This window comes from Allobosea sp. 47.2.35 (assembly GCF_024655635.1).
Classification (GTDB): Bacteria; Pseudomonadota; Alphaproteobacteria; order Rhizobiales; family Beijerinckiaceae; genus Allobosea.
On the sequence record NZ_JANLGI010000001.1, the window covers coordinates 310,446 to 329,226 of the forward strand.

Below are 18,781 nucleotides of genomic sequence, written 5' to 3' on the forward strand. Positions count from 1 at the left end.
ACTGAATGCTCGTCGAAGAACCCGTTCCCTATCGCAAATGCCTTAAGGTCAGATTGAGGCGCGGCTGCAAAGTTTATGCGGCGCCGCGCTTTCCGGTTTTCAGGCGGCCACGAGGCCCAGCCGCTCGTCGCGGCGGCGCAGGAGATGCATCAGCGGTAGCGCGAGCAGCACCATCCAGGCCTTGCCGATGATCTGGCCGGCGAGGAAGTCGAGGCTGCCGAAGGCGAGATGCAGGAAGACGAGGCTGTCGACGACGAGGCCGATCACGCTCGAGGCAAAGACCGCGGTGACGAAGCGTCGGCGCTGCAGGGGCGTATAGACCGCGAAATCGGCCAGCTCCGAGAGCAGGAAGGCGGCGACCGAGGCGAGCACGATCGCGGGCGGGGCGAGCATGGCCGAGATCAGCGTGCCGACCGCGATGGCACCGAGACCGGCCAACGGGCCGAGGCGGCGCTGGACGATGTCGCGCAGGACGAGCGCGAGGCCGACCATCAGGACGCCGCTCGGCGCCATAATGCCGGGCCAGACCGGGACGAGGCAGGGACCATTCGGCACGCAGACCGCGCCGGCATTGCCGATCAACCAGTTGGCGGCGGGGATGGTCAGAGCGAACAGGGCCAGGGCAATGAAGCCCTCCGTCTGGCGCTGGCGGTCACGGGTCATGGAATAAGTCCAGTATCGTCGGGGGCTGCGAGGTAAGCCGCGAAGCCTTTTGCTCGCAAATCGCATGCCGGGCAATGGCCGCAGCCGTAACCCCAGTCATGCCGGGTCGTCCTGTCGCCGAGATAGCAGCTATGGCTGTCCTCGATCACGAGGTCGAGCAGAGGCTTGCCACCGATGGCGCGCGCCAGGGCGAAAGTCTGCGCCTTGTCGCGCCACATCAGCGGCGTGTGCAGCACAAGCCGGCGGTCGAGCCCGAGGCCAAGCGCGACCTGCATCGCCTTGATCGTGTCGTCGCGGCAGTCGGGATAGCCGGAATAGTCGGTCTCGCAGACGCCGAGCACGATGTGCTTGAGGTCGCGGCGATAGGCCAGCGCTGCAGCGAAGGTCAGGAAGATCAGGTTGCGGCCGGGCACGAAGGTCGTGGGCAGGCCGGTCTCGGCAAAGGCGATCTCGGTCTCGCGGGTCAGGGCCGTTTCGGAGATCGCGCCGAGCGCCTTGAGATCGACGACATGGTCGGGCCCGAGCCGCTCGGCATAGCGAGCAGAGAGCGCGGGCAGCTTGGCGCGGATCGTCTCGCGGCACTCCATCTCGATGCGATGGCGCTGGCCGTAGTCGAAGCCGATCGTCTCGACCGCGTCGAAGCGGTCGAGCGCCCAGGCGAGCGTCGTGGTGGAGTCCTGGCCGCCGGAGAACAGGACGAGGGCGCGGGAGTTGCCCAAGCCGAACCTCTCAGTCGAACAGGCTCGACACGCTGGTCTCGCTCGCCGTGCGTTCGATGGCCTCGCCCATCAGGCCGGCGATGGAGATGACGCGGATGTTGCGGGCAACCTTCACGGCCTCGGTCGGCATGATCGAGTCGGTGATGACCAGCTCCTTGAGCTTGGAGCCGGCGATGCGGGCGACCGCGCCGCCGGAGAGCACGCCATGGGTGATATAGGCGAAGACTTCCTTGGCGCCCTGCTCGAGCAGGGCATCGGCCGCGTTCACCAGCGTGCCGCCGGAATCGACGATGTCGTCGATCAGGATGCAGGAACGGCCCTCGACCGAGCCGATGATGTTCATGACCTCGGACTCGCCCGGCCGGTCACGGCGCTTGTCGACGATGGCGAGCGGGGCGTCGATGCGCTTGGCGAGCGCGCGCGCCCGGACCACGCCGCCGACATCCGGCGAGACGACCATGGCGTTCTTCCATTCCAGCCGGTCCTTGATGTCGCGCGCCATCAGCGGGGCGCCGAACAGGTTGTCGGTCGGAATATCGAAGAAGCCCTGGATCTGGCCGGCATGGAGATCGAGCGTCAACACGCGGTCGACGCCGGCATGGGTGATCAGGTTGGAGACGAGCTTGGCCGAGATCGGAGTGCGGCCCGAGGCGCGCCGGTCCTGGCGGGCATAGCCGAAATAGGGGATCACCGCCGTGATGCGCTTGGCCGAGGAGCGGCGCAGCGCATCGGTGATGATCAGCAGCTCCATCAGATGGTCGTTGGTCGGGAACGAAGTCGACTGGATGATGAAGACATCCTGGCCGCGCACGTTCTCCTGGATCTCGACGAAGACCTCCATGTCGGCGAAACGCCGGACGGAGGCCTTGGCGAGCGGGATGCTGAGATGGTTGCAGATCGCCTCGGCCAGCGGACGATTGGAGTTGCCGGCGACGACTTTGAAGTGGGAGGCCATGCCGTAGCGCACCGTTGCAGTAAGGCTGAGCAGGGAGGGCCGGCATTGCCGGCTCAATTCGAACGGCTCTTAACAGCGCGGTCGGACGGAGTCGACCGTTGCAGTGCAATATCGGTCGTCAAAAAGCGCAGGGCGGTGCGCCGTGACCCGGAAACCACTGCCGCAGCGTCGCCGGGAGGCGACGCAGACCTGCAAGGTTCAGCTCTTCTTGTCGGTGGTCGCGGCGACGCGGGTGCCCGCTCTCGCGGGTTTCGCGGGCTTGTCGTCGATCGCGAGCGTCTCGACGCCCGGCGCGGTGACGAGGAAGCCGGCGATCGCGTCCATCGAGTCGGAGGCCGCCTTGGCGACGATCGTCTGGTCGATGCCGGCCCAGGGGTCGGAACCGCCGCTGCGCTTGCCGATGCTCTCGCCCTGCACGCGCTGGGCGCGCTGCTTGGTCGAATCATAGACGTCCCAGACGAAGGCGAGCGCGGTCTGGCCGTCCTCGGTCGGCTGGGCCGTGAGGTAGCCCTTGACGCGGAAGCGCGCCGGCTTGTTGCCGGGGACGATCTCCATCTTGCGCTCGGCCGCCGCCTCGCCGAGCAGGCCGGCGAAGCTGGTGGTGACGTTTTCCGGCGCTCCGGAGATGCTCTGGACCGAGACCGGGACGCCGGGCGCATCGACGCGCGGCCGGGCGGCGGTCTGGGTGGTTTCCTGGCAGCCGGCGAGCGCCAGCGCGAAAACCGGCCCCAAAGCGAGGCCGCTAAAACGGTTGATCATGACGCCTCCCGCCCTTTGGGCTGTGGACTGCTTCGAGATTCCCTGCGCGCCCTTAGTAAGCTCAACGGATGGCGAGGTCCAGATCAGGCAGGTTCAAGGCCTCGGCGCCGCCTTCGCCGACCAGATAGGTCCGGCCCAGGCACATCGCGGTTTCGCTGGCGGAATCCATCAGGATCATATGGGCGAACATCACCATGCCCGGCACGATCGGCCAGTCATTGGCCTCGTAGAACATCGGCCAATCCATCCAGGACGGGGTGAATTTGGCGCCCAGCGAATAGCCGCAGGCATTGAGCCGGTGCTGCGCCAGGCCATGCTCGTCGAAGACGCGGGCATGGGCGGCGAAGACGTCTCCAGCGGTGCGGCCGGGCTTCAATTCGGCCTCGCAGGCGAGCAGGGCGTCGCGGGCGGCGGCGTGATAGGGGCGGTGGAGCGGGCGCGGCTCGCCGACGATGACGGTACGCATCGCGGCGACGTGATAGTGCCGGTCGGTGCCGGCGAATTCGAGGGTGATCTGGTCGTTGGCATCGAGCCGGCGCCGGCCGGACTTGTAGCGGCAGAGCAGGGCATCGCGGCCGGAGCCGATGATGAACTCGTTGGCGGGATAGTCGCCGCCGCCTGCGAAGATCGCGTTGTGCTGGGCGGCGAGGATCTCGCCCTCGTCGGCGCCCGCCCGGATCGCGGTGAGCGCCGCGCGGTCGGCCGCGTCGGCAAGCACGGCGGCACGCCTGACATAGGCGATCTCCTCCGCCGATTTCACGGCGCGCAGGCGCGTCACGATCAGCGAGGCGTCGGCGAGATCGGCCTGCCCGGCGAAGCGGGCTTCCAGCTTGCGGTAGTTCGAGGCGACGAGGCCATAGGATTCGAATTCCACGCCGATGCGCTTGCCGGCGAGGCCGAGATCGCGGGTCAGCGCCAGCAGGTCGGCTGTGGGATCGGCGTCGCGGCCGTCCTTCCAGATGCGGATATCGCTGAGATTCGAGGTCTGCCGCGCCTGCCGGAGATCAGCGGAGCGGGTCAGCAGCGCCATGGTGCCGTCGGCCCTGACCACGAGGCACTGGAAGAAGCAGAAGCCGAAGGTGTCGTATCCGGTCAGCCAGAACATCGATTCCTGCTGGAACAGGAAGAGCGCGTCGAGGCGGTCTTTCTGCATCGCGGCCAGCAGGGCCTCGCGGCGGCGGGCGAATTCGGCGGGCGTGAAATGCAGAGCCATGGCGCTGTTCCTCCGGGCGGTCGCGCATGTGAGCGTGCCGGCTGCCGAGGAGCAAGTCCGACAACCGGTCGCAATTGCGGCCCTCGTGCAGGCTGCCTATAGGCTGTCGTCAGACAATTTCGCCCCTAAGGGAGAGAGCCATGGTCAACCCCGGCAACCGCATCCTCGACGATATCGCCCGGCTCGCCACCGATGCTGCCGGTGCGGCGCAGGGCGTGCGGCGCGAGGTCGAGACGGTGGTGAAGACGCAGATCGAACGCCTGCTGCGCGACCTCGACGTCGTCACCCGCGAAGAGTTCGAGGCGGTGCGCGAGATGGCGCTGATCGCCCGCGAGGAGAACGACAAGCTCGCCGCGCGGCTGACGGCGCTGGAAGAGAAGCTCGGCAAGGCCTGATCGCCCTGAGGTTATGTCCACAGCCATGTGCTGTGGACAGCCCTCCAGAGGGATTGAGCCCGCCGGCCGAATCCGCGGAGCTTGGCGCCGTGTTGGGAGCGTCACAGCGCCTGCGCTATCGTCGGTGGAAAGAATTGATTCGTCGGGCGGATTCGTCCTGCCGCGCCGGATGGGAGCCTCTCCGTCGAGAGGCTCCGGAGGTGTGTTGCGTTCCTTCGGCTTTCCAGTCGCCGTGTTCCTCTTCTCGAACGCGCCGGATGCACCCGCATCCGGAAGGTGGACCTTAGGGCATGATAGACCTCGATATGGACGCCGAGCTCGATCGGCCTTCCAACCCGCTCGACCTGTTCGAACGCCTCGCCGCACTCAATGACTGGGCGTTCGACCGCGACAGCGAGGACGAGCTTTCGGTCGCCGTCACCGGTGGCTGGTCGGAATACCAGGTTGCCGTCACTTGGCTCGCCGAGGTGGAGGCGCTGCATATCGCCTGCGCCTTCGACCTGAAGGTGCCGGAGCGGCGGCGCGGCGAGGTGCTTCAGCTCGTCAGCCTCGTCAACGAGCAGCTCTGGCTCGGCCATTTCGATCTCTGGAGCAGCGAAAGCGTGGTGATGTACCGCCACGGCCTGTTGCTCTCCGGTGGGGCCGAGCCGACTGAGGAGCAGGCGGCGGCGCTGGTGAAGGCCGCGGTCGAGGCCTGCGAGCGCTACTACCAGGCTTTCCAGTTCGTCGTCTGGGCCGGCAAGACCGCCCGGGAAGGCATGGAAGGCGCGATCCTGGAGACGGTCGGCGAGGCCTGAGCCGCCGCGCCGCCACCTTGACCGGGCTTGACCCGGTCAGCCCTTGCAGGCTCTGGTCTTGTGCTGCCCGGGAGCAAGTCCGGGCGCGTGCCCTGTCTCCAAGCGATGAGAACCGCCATGACCGCTTCCCTGCCGCAATCGCTCGTCCTCATCGGCGCGGGCAAGATGGGCGGCGCGATGCTGGAGGGCTGGCTGCGCATCGGCATCGATCCCAAGGGCATCAGCCTGATCGATCCCAAGCCGTCGGACGAGATGGTCGCGCTCGCCAATGAGAAGTGCATGAGGGTCAATCCTTCGGCCAAGGAGATTCCTGCCGCCGATGTCGTCGTGCTCGCGACCAAGCCGCAGATGCTCGATACGGCGGCCCCGGCCGTGCAGGCCTTCATTCATCCCCGCACGCTGCTGATCTCGATCCTCGCCGGCAAGACGCTGGGCGATCTCGCGGCGCGCCTGCCCAATGCCGGCGCGATCATCCGCGCCATGCCGAACCTGCCGGCGGCCGTGCAGCGCGGCGCCACGGCGGCTGCTCCCGGCAAGGGTGTGAGTGCCGCCCAGCGCGCCACCGCCGATGCGCTGCTCGGCAGCATCGGCAAGGTCGAATGGCTCGACGACGAGGGGCTGATCGATGCGGTCACAGCCGTGTCGGGTTCCGGCCCTGCCTATGTCTTCCATCTCGTCGAATGCCTTGCCGCCGCAGGCAAGGATGCCGGCCTGCCGGCCGATGTCGCGGAACGGCTGGCGCGGGCGACGGTCGAAGGCGCTGGTGAATTGCTGTTCCAGTCGCCGCTGCCTCCGGGCACGCTGCGCCAGAATGTGACCTCGCCCGGCGGGACCACCGCCGCTGCGCTCGAGGTGCTGATGGCCGAGGACGGCATGAAGCCGCTCATGCGCAAGGCGGTGGCTGCTGCCAAACGTCGCGCCGGCGAGCTTTCCGGCTGAATTTTCCTGCCTTTCTGTCGAAAGGCCAGAAAATTCAGATTGTTGCATGACGCATTTTCTTCACGCGAACCGGTTTCCACTTCGCTCGAAAATGCTGCCGACAGCCTTCCACCCGCCACGATAGCGGCCTAACCTCCTCTCGACGCGAAGCGAGAGGAGCTGTCCCATGGCCCGCAAACCCGTTTCCACCCAGCCCGAGGCTGCGCCCGTGATCGATCCGCGCCGTCGCGCGGTCGATGCCTTGATGAAGCTCGCCACCGAGCGGCCCTGGGACCAGATCGAGCTGCCGGACATCGCCGCCGAGGCCGGGCTGACGTTGGCGCAATTGCGCGGGCTGTTCCCGTCGAAGCTCGCGATGCTCGGCGGTGTGACCCGCATCGTCGACGATGCCGTTCTGGCCAATGCCTCGGACGATCTTGCGGGCGAGCCGGTCAAGGAGCGGATGTTCGACCTCGTGATGCGCCGGCTCGATGCGATGGCGCCCTACAAGGCCGGCTTGCGTAAGATCGCGCCGGTCATCCGCCGCGATCCGCTGGCGCTGGCGGCGCTCAATCGCGGCGCGGTCAATTCCTGGCGCTACATGCTGGCCTCGGCCGGCATCCCGACCGAGGATTCGCTGGGGCACCTGCGCGTGCAGGGCGCGGTGCTGCTGATGGCGCGGGTCTCCGAGGCCTGGCTCGACGATGACGAGCCGGAGCTGTCGAAGACGATGGCGCGGCTCGATCGCGAGCTGAAGACGGCCGGGCGCATCATGGCCCGCGTCGAGGACGTACACCGGCTGACGGCGCCGTTCCGCGGGCTGGCGCGGGCGATCTGTTCGGGACGCCCTCTCAGGGGCCGCCGCCGCGAGCGGGCGTCGGAGCGTGGGGAAGACAACGAGGATTACGCGCCGGCGATCTGAACGCAGGGGCGGCTTCGCGGCCCTGCGACAAAATGTGGCGAAATCGGGTCAACGTTAAGCGTACCTTAGCCAATTTTGAGCGAATGAGGGGAATCCCCATCCGCGCAGGATACGCGAATGTCGTTCACCCGGAAGCTTGCTACCCTCTCGATCAGCCGTTCCTTCGGCCTGATCGCCGCCTTGGCCGTGCTGATCGCCGTAGGCAGCGTCGGCTACACACTCAACGCCGCCCGCAACGAGATGATCACGCTCAAGCGGGCCGAGATGAAGAATGCCGTCGAGTCGGCCGCAACGACGGTCAAGGGCTATCTGGCGCGCGTCCAGAGCGGCGAGCTGAAGGAAGACGAGGCCAAGAAGCTGGCGATGGCCGCGCTCGACAGCGCGCGCTTCGACAGCGGCAACTATTACTTCCTGATCAATTACGACGGCATCAGCGTTCTGCACGCGAACAAGAAGATCCAGTCGACGGACATGAAGCCGCTCAAGGACGCGGACGGCAAGTTCTTCGTCCAGGATATGATTTCGCTCGCCAAGGCGAAGACCGAAGGCTTCGTCGACTATGGCTGGCTCAAGCCTGGCGACAAGGAGCCCTCGCTCAAGATCTCCTACATCATCGGCATTCCGCAATGGCAGTGGGTCGTCGGCTCCGGCCTGCACGTGCATGACGTCGATGCCGCCTTCATGGGCATGGTCGGCGGCGTGGCCAAGGTTCTGGTGCCGCTCGGCCTCATCATGCTCGGCCTCGTGATCGTGCTCAGCCGCCGCGCTTCCGGCATGCTGCACTCGGTGCGCGGCTCGATGGAAGGTCTGGCCGCCGGCCAGCTCGACACCCCGATCGCGCATCAGGAGCGCTCCGACGAGATTGGCGCCATGGCGCGCACGCTCGTCGTCTTCCGTGACGCCGCCCTCGCCAAGGAGGCGATGGAGGCCGACAAGATCCGCATGGAGGAGGAGGCCACCGGCCACCGCCACGCTGCCGATGGCGAGCGCCGTCGCAACGAGGCCGACCGCGCCGAGCATGCCCGCGTGCAGGCCGATGTCGTCCATGCGCTCGGCCAGGGCCTCGAGCATCTCTCGGACGGCGACCTGACCTACCGGATCGAGGACAATTTCACCGCCGAGTACGTCAAGCTCAAGGACGACTTCAACGGGGCCATCGCCAAGCTGCAGGACGCGATGCGCCAGATCGCGACCAATACCGAAAGCATGAAGGCGGGCTCGACCGAGATCAGCCAGGCGGCCGACGACCTCGCCAGCCGCACCGAGCAGCAGGCCTCCTCCGTTGAAGAGACCGCCACGGCGCTCGACGAGCTCACCGCCACCGTCCGCCAGACGGCCGAGAGCGCCCGCCTTGCCAACCAGGCGACGGAGCAGGTCAAGACCGAGGCCGAGCAGTCGACCAGCATCGTCCGCGATGCTGTGACGGCGATGGGCGGCATCGAGAAATCCGCGCAGGAAATCTCGCAGATTGTCGGCGTGATCGACGAAATCGCCTTCCAGACCAACCTGCTCGCGCTCAACGCCTCGGTCGAGGCGGCGCGGGCTGGCGATGCCGGCAAGGGCTTCGCGGTCGTGGCCTCCGAGGTGCGTGCGCTGGCGCAGCGCTCCGCCTCCGCGGCCAAGGAGATCAAGACCCTGATCGATGCCTCGACCATCGAGGTCGAGAAGGGCGTCACGCTGGTCGGCCAGACCGGCGGAGCGCTGCAGCGCATGGCCTCCGAGATCACGCGTGTCACCACGCTGGTCGCCGAGATCGCCGGCGCCGCGCAGGAGCAGGCCTCGGGCCTCCAGGAGGTCAATTCCGCCGTCGGCGAGATGGACCAGGCGACGCAGCAGAACGCCGCGATGGCCGAGCAGTCGACCGCCGCCGCGCATTCGCTCTCGCAGGAAGCCGACCGGCTCTCTTCGCTGGTCGCGCGCTTCCAGCTCGGCGGCGACGTCGCCCGGCTCAAGGCGATCTCGCAGACCATGCGGGCGGCGGTGGCCTCGGCGCCGCGCCCGGCGGTTCCGCGGGCCAAGGCTGCTAACGGCGCTGCTGCGGCGCCCAAGACCGGTTCTCGCGACGACGGTTGGGCGGAGTTTTGAGCACGCCTGCGGCCCCAGCCGCACCGATCGGCTTCGATGATTTCCTGAAGGTCGACATCCGTGTCGGCACAATCGTCGAGGCCGAGCCTTACCCTGAGGCGCGCAAGCCCTCGATCAAGCTCGTGATCGATTTCGGCGGCACGATCGGCCGCAAGAAATCCTCGGCGCAGATCACGAAACACTACCGGCCGGAAGAGCTTCCCGGCCGGCAGGTCCTCGCGGTGGTGAATTTCCCGCCGCGCCAGATCGGCAAGTTCATGTCGGAGGTGCTGACCCTTGGCATTCCCGACGCCGAGGGTGAAGTCGTGCTGATCGGGCCGGGGCACGAGGTCCCGATCGGCGGCAGGCTCTTCTAGGCCGCCACCGACCACAGGCCGGTCTGCAAAGTGGTCGGCGCGAATTCAGGTGCCGACCAGCGCAGGCGGAGCGCGCCGGGCCGGCGCCAGCCGCGCTTCACATGAAAGCGCCACAAGCGTTCGGCCCCATCGAGCTGTGCCAGCTCCGGTCCCTGCCAGACGATCTCCACCTCGCCCTGCAATTGCAGCAGTGTGCCCGTCGCGAAATCGACGAAGAGCAGCGCGGCGCGCGGCTCCCGCAGCAGATTCCCGAAGGTGTTGAAGTAGTTGTTGCCGGCAAAGTCCGGGATCGTGAGCGTGTCCCCATCGATGCGGACGAAGCTGGGCCGGCCGCCGCGATGCGAGATGTCGACGCCGCCGGTCTCGGCTTCGAGCGCGGCGGCGCTGGCGATGAACAGCGTGTCGGCTCCGGCGATCAGTGCGCGCGCCTCTGTATCCAGGCCTGACAGGTTGACGGGCGCTGCCGCCGGTTCGTCGCTGTCCTGAACCCGATTGCGCACCTGGATGTACTTCGCGCAGTTGCCGAAGCTCTGCGCGATCTCGACGGTGAAGCCATGCGCAGCGATCGTGCCGATTTGGCCATTAGCGCGATTGCGGCGGCGGGTTTCCAGTTCGAGGCCGAGCAGGCCGATGAGGCTGCCCGGTTGGAACGCCTCAAAGGCCGGATCGTCCTTGGAGGGCAGCGTCGCAATCGACAGCATGGTCGGCGTCGGACTTTCCACGAAGCCGGGCGCGGCGGCCAGCGCCGTCGCCACCGGCCAGCCGCCCTCGTCGAGCACGCCCGCGAAGAGCCAGGGCAATTGGCCGAAGAAGATGCGGTGCTGATCCGGCATGAACGGACGGATACCAGCGCCGCGCGAGGCGACGCCGGCCAGTGCCTGAGCGGCCAGCTCGCCGGTGTGGAAGGGGCCGTCAGGCAGCATCGTCGTCGAGCTCCGGCGGCAGGGGCGAAGGCGGGATCGGCTTGAAGAAGGGCAGGGCCTCGATGCGGGCTAGCCAACGGCGCACGGCGGGGTAGGGGCGCAGCGAGATGCCGCCCTCGGGTGCATGCGCGACATAGGAATAGCAGGCGAGATCGGCGATCGTCGGATGGGCGACCGCAAGATAGTCGCGCATTGCCAGATGCTCCTCCATGAAGGTGAGCAGCCGCGCCGCGATCCGCTGCGCGCGCGCCTTGTCGTCCTTCAGACCGAACTGGGTGACGAGGCGGGCAATGGAGGGGCCATGCATGACTTCGCCGGCGGCGATCGAGAGCCAGCGCTGGACATGGGCGGCGCCGACGGGATCGAGCGGCAACCAGGCGCTGTCCGGGGCATAGCGCCGGACGAGATAGACCATGATCGCGTTGCTGTCGGCGAAGGTGAGGTCGCCATCCTGCAGCACCGGGATCTGGCCGAGCGGGTTGAGCTTGCGGAAGGCGGCCCCCCGACGGACATCGGCAGGGGTCTCCTCGCTGCGATAGGGCAAGCCGAGCGCCAGCAGCAGCAATTCGACGCGGTGAGCATGGCCCGAAAGGGGTGTTCCGTGGAGGATGATCTCTGACGATGGCATGGCGGTGCTCCTGCTTGTGCCGGGCATCATGATCGTTTCGAAGATCAGCAGAAACCTGCTATCGGTTGAACTCAGAATTTCAATCTGCGGAATGATAAGATGGACCGGATCGAGGAGCTGGCGATCTTCGTTGGGATCGTCGACGCCGGCAGTCTCGCCGGTGCAGCCCGGCGTTTGCGCAAGTCGCGCCCGGCCGTGACGCGCGCGCTGGCCGGGCTGGAGGAGCGCGTCGGGACGCAACTGATCGCGCGAACGACACGGCACCTGACGCCGAACGATGCCGGCCGGGAGCTCGCCGCGACGGCTCGGCGATTGCTCTCGGATTATGAAGCGGCGCTCGGCGTCGCTGCGGCCGAGCCGGTCAGCGGTTTGCTGCGGATCACGGCGCCGCTCTCCTTCGGCCGGCGGCATGTCACGCCGCTGGTGAGCGAGTTCCTCGATCGCTATCCGCAGGTGCAGGTCGAGCTCGTGCTGGCCGATCGCAATCTCGACCTGATCGAGGAAGACCTGCAGCTGGCGGTGCGGATCGGTCCTTTGCCGAATTCCGGCCTGCTGATGCGCAAGGTGGGTGAGGTCCGGCGCATCCTCGTCGCAGCGCCGTCCTATCTCGCCGACTGCCCGTCCTTGCGGCGTCCTGCCGATATCGCCGCGCATGAAACCGTCGTGAGCGTCGCTGCCAACCAGACGCTGACCTGGCGCTTCGGCGGGCCGCGTTCAGGCAGCGCCGTCGTGCTGACGCCGCGGCTCATCGTCAATGAGGTGGAATCGGTGCTGATCGCGGCGCGGGCCGGCCGCGGGCTGGCGCGCGTGCTGTCCTATCAGGCGGCGGATGATCTCGCGGCTGGTACGCTGGTGCGCCTGCTCCCTGAATTCGAGCCGCCGCCACTGCCGGTCCAGCTCGTGGTGCCGGGCGGCCGGCAGCCTGCGCCGCGCGTGCGGGCCTTCATCGACCATGCGGTGGCGCGTTTGCCCGCGCTCGCGCCGATCAGAGCCGACAGCCAGCCCTAGACCGGCAACCGCACCGTCGCGCGCAGGCCGCCGAGCGGCGAATCGGTGAGCATGATGTCGCCGCCATGGGCGCGGGCGATATCGCGGGCGATGGCAAGGCCGAGGCCGGTGCCGCCGCCATCGACGTTGCGGGCCTCGTCGAGCCGGAAGAAGGGGCGGAAGACGTCCTCACGCTGGTCGGGCGGGATGCCGGGACCATCGTCGTCGACCATCACGATCAGGTAGCGCGCGTCATGCGTTGCACGGATCGCGATGCGGTCGCCATAGCGGGCGGCGTTTGAGACGAGGTTGGTCAGCAGGCGGCGGAAGGCGTCCGGGCGGATCACCACGAGCGGATCGCCGATCACCGTCAGTTCGGTCTGGTGGCCCTGGCGCTCGGCATCGGATTTCAGCTCCTCGAGCAGCGAGCGGATATCGGTCTCGACCGCTGTCTCGCCGGCATCGCCGCGGGCGAAGGCGAGATAGTCCTCGAGCATGCGGCTCATCTCGTCGACGTCCTTCTCCAGCGCCTCGATCTCGGAGGAACGCTCCATCAGGGCGAGCGAGAGCCGGAAGCGGGTGAGAATGGTGCGCAGGTCATGGCTGACGCCGTTCAGCATCGTCGTGCGCTCGCCGATCGAGCGCTCGACGCGCCGCTTCATCTCGATGAAGGCATTGCCGGCACGGCGGACCTCGCGGGCACCGCGTGGCCTGAAATCGGCGTCGCGTCCCTTTCCGAAGGCTTCCGCCGCATCGGCGAGCTTCAGGATCGGGCGGATCTGGTTGCGCAGGAACAGCACCGCGATGGTCAGCAGGATCAGCGACGTCCCTATCATCCAGAGCAGGAAGATATGGCTGTTCGAGGCATAGGCCGAGTTGCGCCGTGTCAGGATGCGCATCACGTTCTTGCCGAGCTTGATGCGGATTTCGATCAGGCTGGAGCGGCCGACCGTGTCGAGCCAGAAGGGGCGTGCGACCTGCTGGCTGAGCTCCGTCGAAAGCGCGTTGTCGAGCAGCGAGAAGAACGGGCGCGGCCCCGGGGCCGGCAGGTCGGAATCGGGGATGATGTCGAGGTCCATGCCGAGCCGCTCGGCGGCGATGCGCGACAGGGTCGCGGTGTCGGCATCCTGCGGATAGCTCTCGTAGACATCGATCAGCATGGCGATGTCGGCGGAAACGGCCGAGGAGAGGCGCTGCGTCACCGTCTGCCAGTGCCGTTCCATGAAGACATAGGCGATGACGGATTGCAGCAGCACGACCGGCGCGATGACGATGACCAGCGCGCGGGGGTAAAGCCCCTTGGGCATGTAGCGCGCTATGATCTGCAAGGGCCGGCCGATGCGCTTGACGGCCGGTCTCACGGCCTTGCCGAGGCTTTCGAGCGCTTGTTCCAGCCAGGCAAGGACGCGGGCCAGCGCGCGCGCAGCGACGCGCAGCGCGGATGGGCCTTTCCTGCCGGGTTGCAGCGGTGTCACGTCCGGTCCGTCACCAGCCTGTAGCCGACGCCGCGCACGGTCTGGAGATAGAGCGGATCGGTCTGGTCGCGCTCGACCTTGCGGCGCAGGCGGTTCATCTGGACGTCGACGGTGCGGTCATTGGCGGCCGAGCCCTGCGCGGCCAGTTCCTCGCGCGGCACGACCTCGCCGGCACGCTCGGCCAGCGCGGTCAGGATTTCGCGCTCGCGCTCGGTCAGGCGGATGGTCTCCTCGCCCTTGCGCAACTCGCCGCGCGCCAGCCCGTAGATGAAGGGGCCGAAGCGAACGAAATCCGGCCGCGTGCCGGATTGCGCGGCCTCGACGATCAGCGTGCGCTTCAGGATATTGCCGAGCCGGAGCAGCAATTCGCGCGGCTCGAAGGGCTTTGAGAGATAGTCGTCGACGCCGATCTCGAGGCCGTTGATGCGGTCCTTGCCGTCGGCGCGGGCGGTCAGCATCAGGATCGGCACGGCCGAGCCGCCGCGGAAGCGGCGGGCGAAATCGAAGCCGTTCTCGCCGGGCATCATCACGTCGAGCACGATCGCGTCGAAGACGAGATTGCCGAGCCGCGTATCGGCTTCGGCGGCGTTGGCGGCCGTCGTCACCCGGTAGCCGTTATCGCTGAGGAAACGGCCCAGCAATTCGCGCAGGCGCCGGTCGTCGTCGACGACGAGGATATGCGGCGCCTCGTCGGGTACGGGCTTGCGGGCCGGCTTCGCCAGGGTCTCGGTTGCGATCATCTCGCGCCTTTCTCCTGCGCCGGTCTTGCCGGCGCGCTCGCGGTGCAGGGCTCCCATAGCATAACGTAGGGAGCCGGTCGCCGCTAAGGCTTGTCGAGAAGTCGCTCCACCTTCGGCCGTTCGGCGGGATCGATCAGGGCGGCGAGATAGCGCGCGGCGATGGCGGCGGTCTCCGGCGTGGCGCCTTCGAGCGCGCGGTTGATGCGCTTCGCCTGCAGGCGGACGAGGCGCAGCGCCAGGTCCTGGCCTGAAGGCGTGGTGTGGAGGTGGCGCTGGCGCTTGTCCTGCCGGCCGGTGCGTTGCTCGATATAGCCCTTTTCGACCAGCTCCTTGAGGACGCGGTTGAGGCTCTGCTTGGTGATCTGCAGGATGTCGAGCAATTCGGCGATGGTCAGGCCCGGCCGGCGCTGGACGAAGTGCAGGACGCGGTGATGGGCGCGGCCGAAGCCGTAATCGGCGAGGATGCGGTCGGGATCGCCGACGAAGTCGCGATAGGCGAAGAACAGGAGCTCGATCAGGTCGTGCGGCACCGCCTCGGAAGAGGGCCTGAGCGGGAAGTCTTCGACGTCGGGAGAGGATGGGGCCAAAACGCGCTTCCAAAAATTTGGGTCAGCCTTATTGACATATCTCAGACGGAAGATTACCGGTCAAGGGCGCTGAGCGAACGATTATTTCAAAGCGTGCCGCTGCAGCGCAGTTTTAGACTTGAGCTTGCGTTCCGAAAACGGCTGTGCCGGAGTTCCGGAAACAAGCACCCAGGAGAAGGTCCATGTCAGTCATTCCTTTCGACCAGCGCGATGGCGTCATCTGGTTCGACGGTAAGCTCGTGCCGTGGAAGGACGCCCGGATTCACGTACTGACCCATGGGCTGCATTACGGCTCGTGCATCTTCGAGGGCGAGCGCTCCTATGACGGCGTGATCTACAAGAGCACCGAGCATTCGCAGCGCCTGCACAAGTCCGCCGAGATCATGGATTTCACGATCCCCTATTCGGTCGCCGAGCTCGACGAGGCCAAGTATCTCTGCCTGAAGGAGAACGGCCTGAAGGACGCCTATATCCGCCCGGTCGCCTGGCGCGGCTCGGAGATGATGGCGGTGTCCGGCCGCAACAACACGATCCATACCGCGATCGCCGTGTGGGAATGGCCGAGCATGTTCGACATGGCGGCGAAGCTGAAGGGCATCCGCCTCGACGTCGCCGACTATCGCCGGCCGGACCCGGCCTGCGCGCCGGTTCATGCCAAGGCGGCGGGCCTGTACATGATCTGCTCGCTCTCCAAGCACAAGGCTGAGCGCGGCGGCTATGCCGACGCAATGATGCTCGACTGGGAAGGCAATGTCGCCGAATGCACCGGCGCCAACATCTTCTTTATCAAGGACGGCGTGATCCATACGCCGCTGGCCGACCGCTTCCTGAACGGGCTTACCCGCCAGTCGGTGATCGACCTGTGCCGCCAGCGCGGCTTCGAGGTGGTGGAGCGGCGCATCCGTCCGGAGGAGCTGGAGAGCTTCAACGAGTGCTTCATCACCGGTTCTGCCGCCGAGGTGACGCTGGTTTCCGAGATCGGCCCGTACAACTTCATCACCGGCAACATGGGCAAGGTGATCATGGAAGATTATTCGGCTGCGGTGCGCCCGCAGACGAAGGCGGCTTGAGCGCCCGATCGCATCATCGTTCGCCGTCATCCCGGGCGTAACGAAGTGAAGACCCGGGATCCATGTCGGAACGGTTCAGGCATGGATCCCGGATCAGCGCCGCCAGAGGCGGCCTGTCCGGGATGACGCGCGTTTCTAGGGGCAACGCCGCTCCCTACTTGATCTCGCTGCGATAGAGCGTGATCCAGTCCTCGGAACCGATGCCACGGCATTCGCCCATCAGACTGAGATCGGTCTGGACGAAGGTGCTGCCGGTCCAGGCATAGCCGCCCGAGGCGCCGCAATCGCCGATGCCGCGTCCCTTGGCGAAGAAATTGATGCGGCCACTCTTCGGGTCGAACTCGGCATTCACCAGCGTATTCTTCGCGTCGCCGTCGCCTTGCGGGAAGACCACCGGCTTGGCCGTCTTCGCGTCGCCACGCTCGATCATCCAGAATGCATGCGAGACATTGTAGGCGCCGCGTGAGCAGGCCAGCGAAACGAGGCTGTGCGTGCCGTCGAGCGTCCAGGCCTCGTCGATGCTGATCAGGGTTTCGTCGTCCTCGCAGCCGTCGGGGTCGCGCTGCTTGAGTTCCTTGCGCAGCGCGGCAGCGAGCGCCTTGCCGTCCCTTTCCGACAGTGTGCCGCTTGCGGGCTTCGCGGTGACGACCGGCAGGGCAGGGGCGGCCGGAACGTTCGTGCCGCTGCCCTTGCGGATCAGGGCGGAGGTCGTGTTGAGGCGCCCCTGCTGCTCGTCGATCCAGAGCAGGGCCGCCACCGAGCCCGACAGCGAAACCTCGGCTGATACCTGCGGAGCGGCGATGGCGAGCTTCGTGGCCTTGCGGGCAGCCTCGATGAGGGCCGTGACTTCGGCCGGCTTGAAGGTCAGGGACAGCAGGTCGCCATCGGTTTCCGCCGGCATCGCCTTGCCGCCGGCGGGGAAGGGCGCGCCATCGAGCTTGAGTTGGACGGACCGGGGCGGGGTCTTCCAGTCGCCGCGCAGGCGCAAGGTCAGTTCGGCCGGCATGTCCGGCCCGGCAGAGCGCTCCAGGCGCAAATAGGCGACCGGGTCTGCCGTCTCAGCCGGGAGCGACAAAGCGGTGCAGCTTTTGAGATTGTCGCAGCCGGCCATCCAATCGCGGAAACTCTTCGGTTCCGGGTCAGCTGCGAAAGCGAGGGCCGGCGCAAGAGCGAGGCCGGCGCCGAGCGCGGCGCCCTTCCAGCCGTCAGGAATCCTGTTTCCAGCGTTCCGCCGCATCGTCGTCATCCGCCTTGGCTTCGACCCAGCCGCCGAGCGTGCCGTCGGCGCGGTGCTCGCGCTTCCAGAATGGGGCGCGGGTCTTGAGATAGTCCATCATGAAATCGGCGGCCTCGAAGGCGGCGCGGCGATGGGCCGAGGCCGCCAATACCAGCACGATCTGCTCGCCCGGCCTGACCAGCCCGTAGCGATGGATCGCGACGAGGCCGAGCAATGGCCAACGCTCCGATGCTTCAGCCGCGACGCGGGCGATCTCAACCTCGGCCATGCCGGGATAATGCTCAAGTTCCAGCGCGGCGAGCGTGCCGGCTTCGTCGCGGCAGAGTCCGGTAAAGGAGACGACGGCGCCGATATCGGCGCGGCCGGCCGAGAGCGCATCGATCTCGTCCTGGAGCGAGAAATCTTCCCGCTGGATGCGGACGAGGGGCGTCATCACGGCCTCAGCCGCCGGTCATTGGCGGAAAGAAGGCTATCTCGCGGGCCTGGCCCAGCCGGGCCTGAGGCTTGGCATGGACATGGTCGAGCGCTGCCCGCACGATTGTCGCGTCGGCGAAGGCAGCCTCGTAGCCCTCGCCGCGGGCCTTCAGCCAGCGCACGAGATCGGCGATGGTGGCGAGATCGGCGGGAATATCGAGCGTTTCCTCGGGCAGGCCCACGCGCTCGCGCACCCAGGCGAAATAGACGATGCGGACCGGGCGTGTGCCCGCCGCGGCGGTCGCTGTCGCGGTGCTCATGGCGCGCGCTCGTCTTCCGCGACGAGATGGCGGATGCCGGCGTTGAAATAGTCCCAGCCGGTATAGATCGTCAGGCCGGCAGCGGCCCAGAGCAGGACGATGCCGATGGTGGTGTTGCCGGGCAGGACCTTGTCGCCGGCCGGACCGGCGATCAGGAAGCCGAGCGCGAAGAGCTGCGCCGTCGTCTTCCACTTCGCGACCTTGCTGACGGGGACGCTGACCTTGAGATCGGCCAGGAACTCGCGCAGGCCCGAGACCAGGATTTCGCGGCAGAGGATCACGATCGCGGCCCAGAGCGTCCAGCCCTCGATCTGGCCGGTATAGACCAGCATCAGCAGCAGGGCGGCGACGAGCAGCTTGTCGGCGATCGGATCGAGCATGCGGCCGATCGCCGATTGCTGGCTCCAGGCACGGGCGATGTAGCCGTCGAGATAATCGGTGATGGCGGCGACGGTGTAGATGCCGAGCGCGAGCCAGCGCATCCAGTCGTCCCGCGGCCAGAACAGGATCGCCACCAGGGCCGGGATCGCCAGGATCCGCCCGTAGGTGAGGAGATTGGGCAGCGACCAGGGGCCGCGCCGCCTGATGGCGTCTGGAAGAATCGTCACGAGATGCACC

Annotated in this window: 22 protein-coding genes; 8 read left to right on the plus strand and 14 right to left on the minus strand. The window is 67.1% G+C overall.

Going from position 1 to position 18,781, the window contains the following annotated elements; genetic code table 11:
• Positions 1-99: 99 nt before the first annotated feature.
• From NUV79_RS01555 to NUV79_RS01575, 5 genes are all read right to left on the minus strand, one after another.
• On the minus strand, positions 100-663 hold the full coding sequence (locus tag NUV79_RS01555; RefSeq protein ID WP_257731316.1) for a VUT family protein: 564 nt from the start codon (positions 661-663) through the stop codon (positions 100-102).
• Complete coding sequence (queC, locus tag NUV79_RS01560) at positions 660-1,382, minus strand: 7-cyano-7-deazaguanine synthase QueC (RefSeq protein WP_257731317.1); 723 nt, start codon at positions 1,380-1,382, stop codon at positions 660-662. Before queC ends, NUV79_RS01555 begins: the two co-directional genes overlap by 4 nt.
• Before the next feature lie 10 nt (positions 1,383-1,392).
• The gene (locus NUV79_RS01565; RefSeq protein WP_199089353.1) at positions 1,393-2,337 is read right to left on the minus strand and encodes a ribose-phosphate pyrophosphokinase; all 945 of its coding nucleotides are present in this window, start codon (positions 2,335-2,337) and stop codon (positions 1,393-1,395) included.
• 198 nt (positions 2,338-2,535) lie between these two features.
• Positions 2,536-3,096 carry a hypothetical protein gene (locus NUV79_RS01570; RefSeq protein ID WP_257731318.1) on the minus strand — a complete coding sequence of 187 codons (561 nt, stop codon included), beginning with the start codon at positions 3,094-3,096 and terminating at the stop codon, positions 2,536-2,538.
• 61 nt (positions 3,097-3,157) lie between these two features.
• Entirely contained in the window at positions 3,158-4,309 is a 1,152-nt protein-coding gene (locus tag NUV79_RS01575) for a M24 family metallopeptidase (protein WP_257731319.1), read from the minus strand.
• Between the two features lie 140 nt (positions 4,310-4,449).
• Between NUV79_RS01575 and NUV79_RS01580 the strand changes: the two genes are divergently transcribed.
• The 6 genes from NUV79_RS01580 (at position 4,450) to NUV79_RS01605 (ending at position 9,782) form a co-directional block, all read left to right on the plus strand.
• Positions 4,450-4,704: an accessory factor UbiK family protein gene (locus NUV79_RS01580; RefSeq protein ID WP_257731320.1), complete on the plus strand. Its 255-nt coding sequence runs from the start codon at positions 4,450-4,452 to the stop codon at positions 4,702-4,704.
• 290 nt (positions 4,705-4,994) lie between these two features.
• Positions 4,995-5,501 (plus strand): type III secretion system chaperone family protein, encoded by a 507-nt coding sequence (locus NUV79_RS01585; protein ID WP_257731321.1) that lies wholly within the window; start codon positions 4,995-4,997, stop codon positions 5,499-5,501.
• Positions 5,502-5,618: 117 nt separating this feature from the next.
• The gene (gene proC, locus NUV79_RS01590; RefSeq protein WP_257731322.1) at positions 5,619-6,440 is read left to right on the plus strand and encodes a pyrroline-5-carboxylate reductase; all 822 of its coding nucleotides are present in this window, start codon (positions 5,619-5,621) and stop codon (positions 6,438-6,440) included.
• A 166-nt stretch (positions 6,441-6,606) separates the two neighbouring features.
• Positions 6,607-7,341, plus strand: coding sequence for a TetR/AcrR family transcriptional regulator (locus tag NUV79_RS01595; RefSeq protein WP_257731323.1), 735 nt, complete (start codon positions 6,607-6,609; stop codon positions 7,339-7,341).
• A gap of 117 nt (positions 7,342-7,458) precedes the next feature.
• Positions 7,459-9,426: a methyl-accepting chemotaxis protein gene (locus NUV79_RS01600; RefSeq protein ID WP_257731324.1), complete on the plus strand. Its 1,968-nt coding sequence runs from the start codon at positions 7,459-7,461 to the stop codon at positions 9,424-9,426.
• Positions 9,423-9,782, plus strand: a complete 360-nt coding sequence (locus NUV79_RS01605) for a tRNA-binding protein (RefSeq protein ID WP_257731325.1) — start codon at positions 9,423-9,425, stop codon at positions 9,780-9,782. The genes NUV79_RS01600 and NUV79_RS01605 overlap by 4 nt, the downstream gene beginning before the upstream one ends.
• Here NUV79_RS01605 and NUV79_RS01610 read toward each other — a convergent pair.
• Together NUV79_RS01610 and NUV79_RS01615 are read right to left on the minus strand one after the other, a co-directional pair.
• Positions 9,779-10,705, minus strand: a complete 927-nt coding sequence (locus tag NUV79_RS01610) for a pyridoxamine 5'-phosphate oxidase family protein (RefSeq protein WP_257731326.1) — start codon at positions 10,703-10,705, stop codon at positions 9,779-9,781. The two genes, NUV79_RS01605 and NUV79_RS01610, sit on opposite strands and share 4 nt — an antisense overlap.
• The gene (locus NUV79_RS01615; RefSeq protein WP_257731327.1) at positions 10,695-11,333 is read right to left on the minus strand and encodes a glutathione S-transferase; all 639 of its coding nucleotides are present in this window, start codon (positions 11,331-11,333) and stop codon (positions 10,695-10,697) included. Before NUV79_RS01615 ends, NUV79_RS01610 begins: the two co-directional genes overlap by 11 nt.
• A gap of 99 nt (positions 11,334-11,432) precedes the next feature.
• On the opposite strand from NUV79_RS01615, the gene NUV79_RS01620 reads away from it, so the two are divergent.
• Complete coding sequence (locus tag NUV79_RS01620) at positions 11,433-12,341, plus strand: LysR family transcriptional regulator (RefSeq protein ID WP_257731328.1); 909 nt, start codon at positions 11,433-11,435, stop codon at positions 12,339-12,341.
• Here NUV79_RS01620 and NUV79_RS01625 read toward each other — a convergent pair.
• From NUV79_RS01625 to NUV79_RS01635, 3 genes are all read right to left on the minus strand, one after another.
• Positions 12,338-13,735 carry an ATP-binding protein gene (locus NUV79_RS01625; protein WP_374678698.1) on the minus strand — a complete coding sequence of 466 codons (1,398 nt, stop codon included), beginning with the start codon at positions 13,733-13,735 and terminating at the stop codon, positions 12,338-12,340. The two genes, NUV79_RS01620 and NUV79_RS01625, sit on opposite strands and share 4 nt — an antisense overlap.
• Before the next feature lie 56 nt (positions 13,736-13,791).
• On the minus strand, positions 13,792-14,535 hold the full coding sequence (locus tag NUV79_RS01630) for a response regulator (RefSeq protein WP_257731329.1): 744 nt from the start codon (positions 14,533-14,535) through the stop codon (positions 13,792-13,794).
• Between the two features lie 83 nt (positions 14,536-14,618).
• Positions 14,619-15,122, minus strand: coding sequence for a MarR family winged helix-turn-helix transcriptional regulator (locus tag NUV79_RS01635; RefSeq protein ID WP_374678638.1), 504 nt, complete (start codon positions 15,120-15,122; stop codon positions 14,619-14,621).
• Between the two features lie 182 nt (positions 15,123-15,304).
• Here NUV79_RS01635 and NUV79_RS01640 point away from each other — a divergent pair, with 182 nt between their 5' ends.
• Entirely contained in the window at positions 15,305-16,192 is an 888-nt protein-coding gene (locus NUV79_RS01640) for a branched-chain amino acid aminotransferase (protein ID WP_257731330.1), read from the plus strand.
• A 154-nt stretch (positions 16,193-16,346) separates the two neighbouring features.
• On the opposite strand, the gene NUV79_RS01645 is transcribed toward NUV79_RS01640, so the two are convergent.
• From NUV79_RS01645 to pgsA, 4 genes are read right to left on the minus strand one after another with little or no spacing between them, the layout of a single operon-like run.
• A complete protein-coding gene (locus NUV79_RS01645) occupies positions 16,347-17,429 on the minus strand; it encodes a DUF1176 domain-containing protein (RefSeq protein ID WP_257731331.1) in 1,083 nt (360 codons plus the stop codon).
• Positions 17,398-17,862 carry a molybdenum cofactor biosynthesis protein MoaE gene (locus tag NUV79_RS01650; RefSeq protein WP_257731332.1) on the minus strand — a complete coding sequence of 155 codons (465 nt, stop codon included), beginning with the start codon at positions 17,860-17,862 and terminating at the stop codon, positions 17,398-17,400. Before NUV79_RS01650 ends, NUV79_RS01645 begins: the two co-directional genes overlap by 32 nt.
• 7 nt (positions 17,863-17,869) lie before the next feature.
• Positions 17,870-18,163, minus strand: coding sequence for a molybdopterin converting factor subunit 1 (gene moaD / locus NUV79_RS01655; RefSeq protein ID WP_257731333.1), 294 nt, complete (start codon positions 18,161-18,163; stop codon positions 17,870-17,872).
• On the minus strand, positions 18,160-18,771 hold the full coding sequence (gene pgsA / locus NUV79_RS01660) for a CDP-diacylglycerol--glycerol-3-phosphate 3-phosphatidyltransferase (protein WP_257731334.1): 612 nt from the start codon (positions 18,769-18,771) through the stop codon (positions 18,160-18,162). Before pgsA ends, moaD begins: the two co-directional genes overlap by 4 nt.
• Positions 18,772-18,781 lie beyond the last annotated feature (10 nt).

Excerpts from the sequence above, each read along its gene's own strand:
- NUV79_RS01555 (WP_257731316.1), bottom strand. The coding sequence starts at position 663 with ATGACCCGTGACCGCCAGCGCCAGACGGAGGGCTTCATTGCCCTGGCC.
- NUV79_RS01565 (WP_199089353.1), bottom strand. The coding sequence starts at position 2,337 with ATGGCCTCCCACTTCAAAGTCGTCGCCGGCAACTCCAATCGTCCGCTG.
- NUV79_RS01570 (WP_257731318.1), bottom strand. The coding sequence starts at position 3,096 with ATGATCAACCGTTTTAGCGGCCTCGCTTTGGGGCCGGTTTTCGCGCTG.
- NUV79_RS01575 (WP_257731319.1), bottom strand. The coding sequence starts at position 4,309 with ATGGCTCTGCATTTCACGCCCGCCGAATTCGCCCGCCGCCGCGAGGCC.
- NUV79_RS01580 (WP_257731320.1), top strand. The coding sequence starts at position 4,450 with ATGGTCAACCCCGGCAACCGCATCCTCGACGATATCGCCCGGCTCGCC.
- NUV79_RS01585 (WP_257731321.1), top strand. The coding sequence starts at position 4,995 with ATGATAGACCTCGATATGGACGCCGAGCTCGATCGGCCTTCCAACCCG.
- proC (WP_257731322.1), top strand. The coding sequence starts at position 5,619 with ATGACCGCTTCCCTGCCGCAATCGCTCGTCCTCATCGGCGCGGGCAAG.
- NUV79_RS01595 (WP_257731323.1), top strand. The coding sequence starts at position 6,607 with ATGGCCCGCAAACCCGTTTCCACCCAGCCCGAGGCTGCGCCCGTGATC.
- NUV79_RS01600 (WP_257731324.1), top strand. The coding sequence starts at position 7,459 with ATGTCGTTCACCCGGAAGCTTGCTACCCTCTCGATCAGCCGTTCCTTC.
- NUV79_RS01610 (WP_257731326.1), bottom strand. The coding sequence starts at position 10,705 with ATGCTGCCTGACGGCCCCTTCCACACCGGCGAGCTGGCCGCTCAGGCA.
- NUV79_RS01615 (WP_257731327.1), bottom strand. The coding sequence starts at position 11,333 with ATGCCATCGTCAGAGATCATCCTCCACGGAACACCCCTTTCGGGCCAT.
- NUV79_RS01620 (WP_257731328.1), top strand. The coding sequence starts at position 11,433 with ATGGACCGGATCGAGGAGCTGGCGATCTTCGTTGGGATCGTCGACGCC.
- NUV79_RS01630 (WP_257731329.1), bottom strand. The coding sequence starts at position 14,535 with ATGATCGCAACCGAGACCCTGGCGAAGCCGGCCCGCAAGCCCGTACCC.
- NUV79_RS01640 (WP_257731330.1), top strand. The coding sequence starts at position 15,305 with ATGTCAGTCATTCCTTTCGACCAGCGCGATGGCGTCATCTGGTTCGAC.
- NUV79_RS01645 (WP_257731331.1), bottom strand. The coding sequence starts at position 17,429 with ATGCGGCGGAACGCTGGAAACAGGATTCCTGACGGCTGGAAGGGCGCC.
- NUV79_RS01650 (WP_257731332.1), bottom strand. The coding sequence starts at position 17,862 with ATGACGCCCCTCGTCCGCATCCAGCGGGAAGATTTCTCGCTCCAGGAC.
- moaD (WP_257731333.1), bottom strand. The coding sequence starts at position 18,163 with ATGAGCACCGCGACAGCGACCGCCGCGGCGGGCACACGCCCGGTCCGC.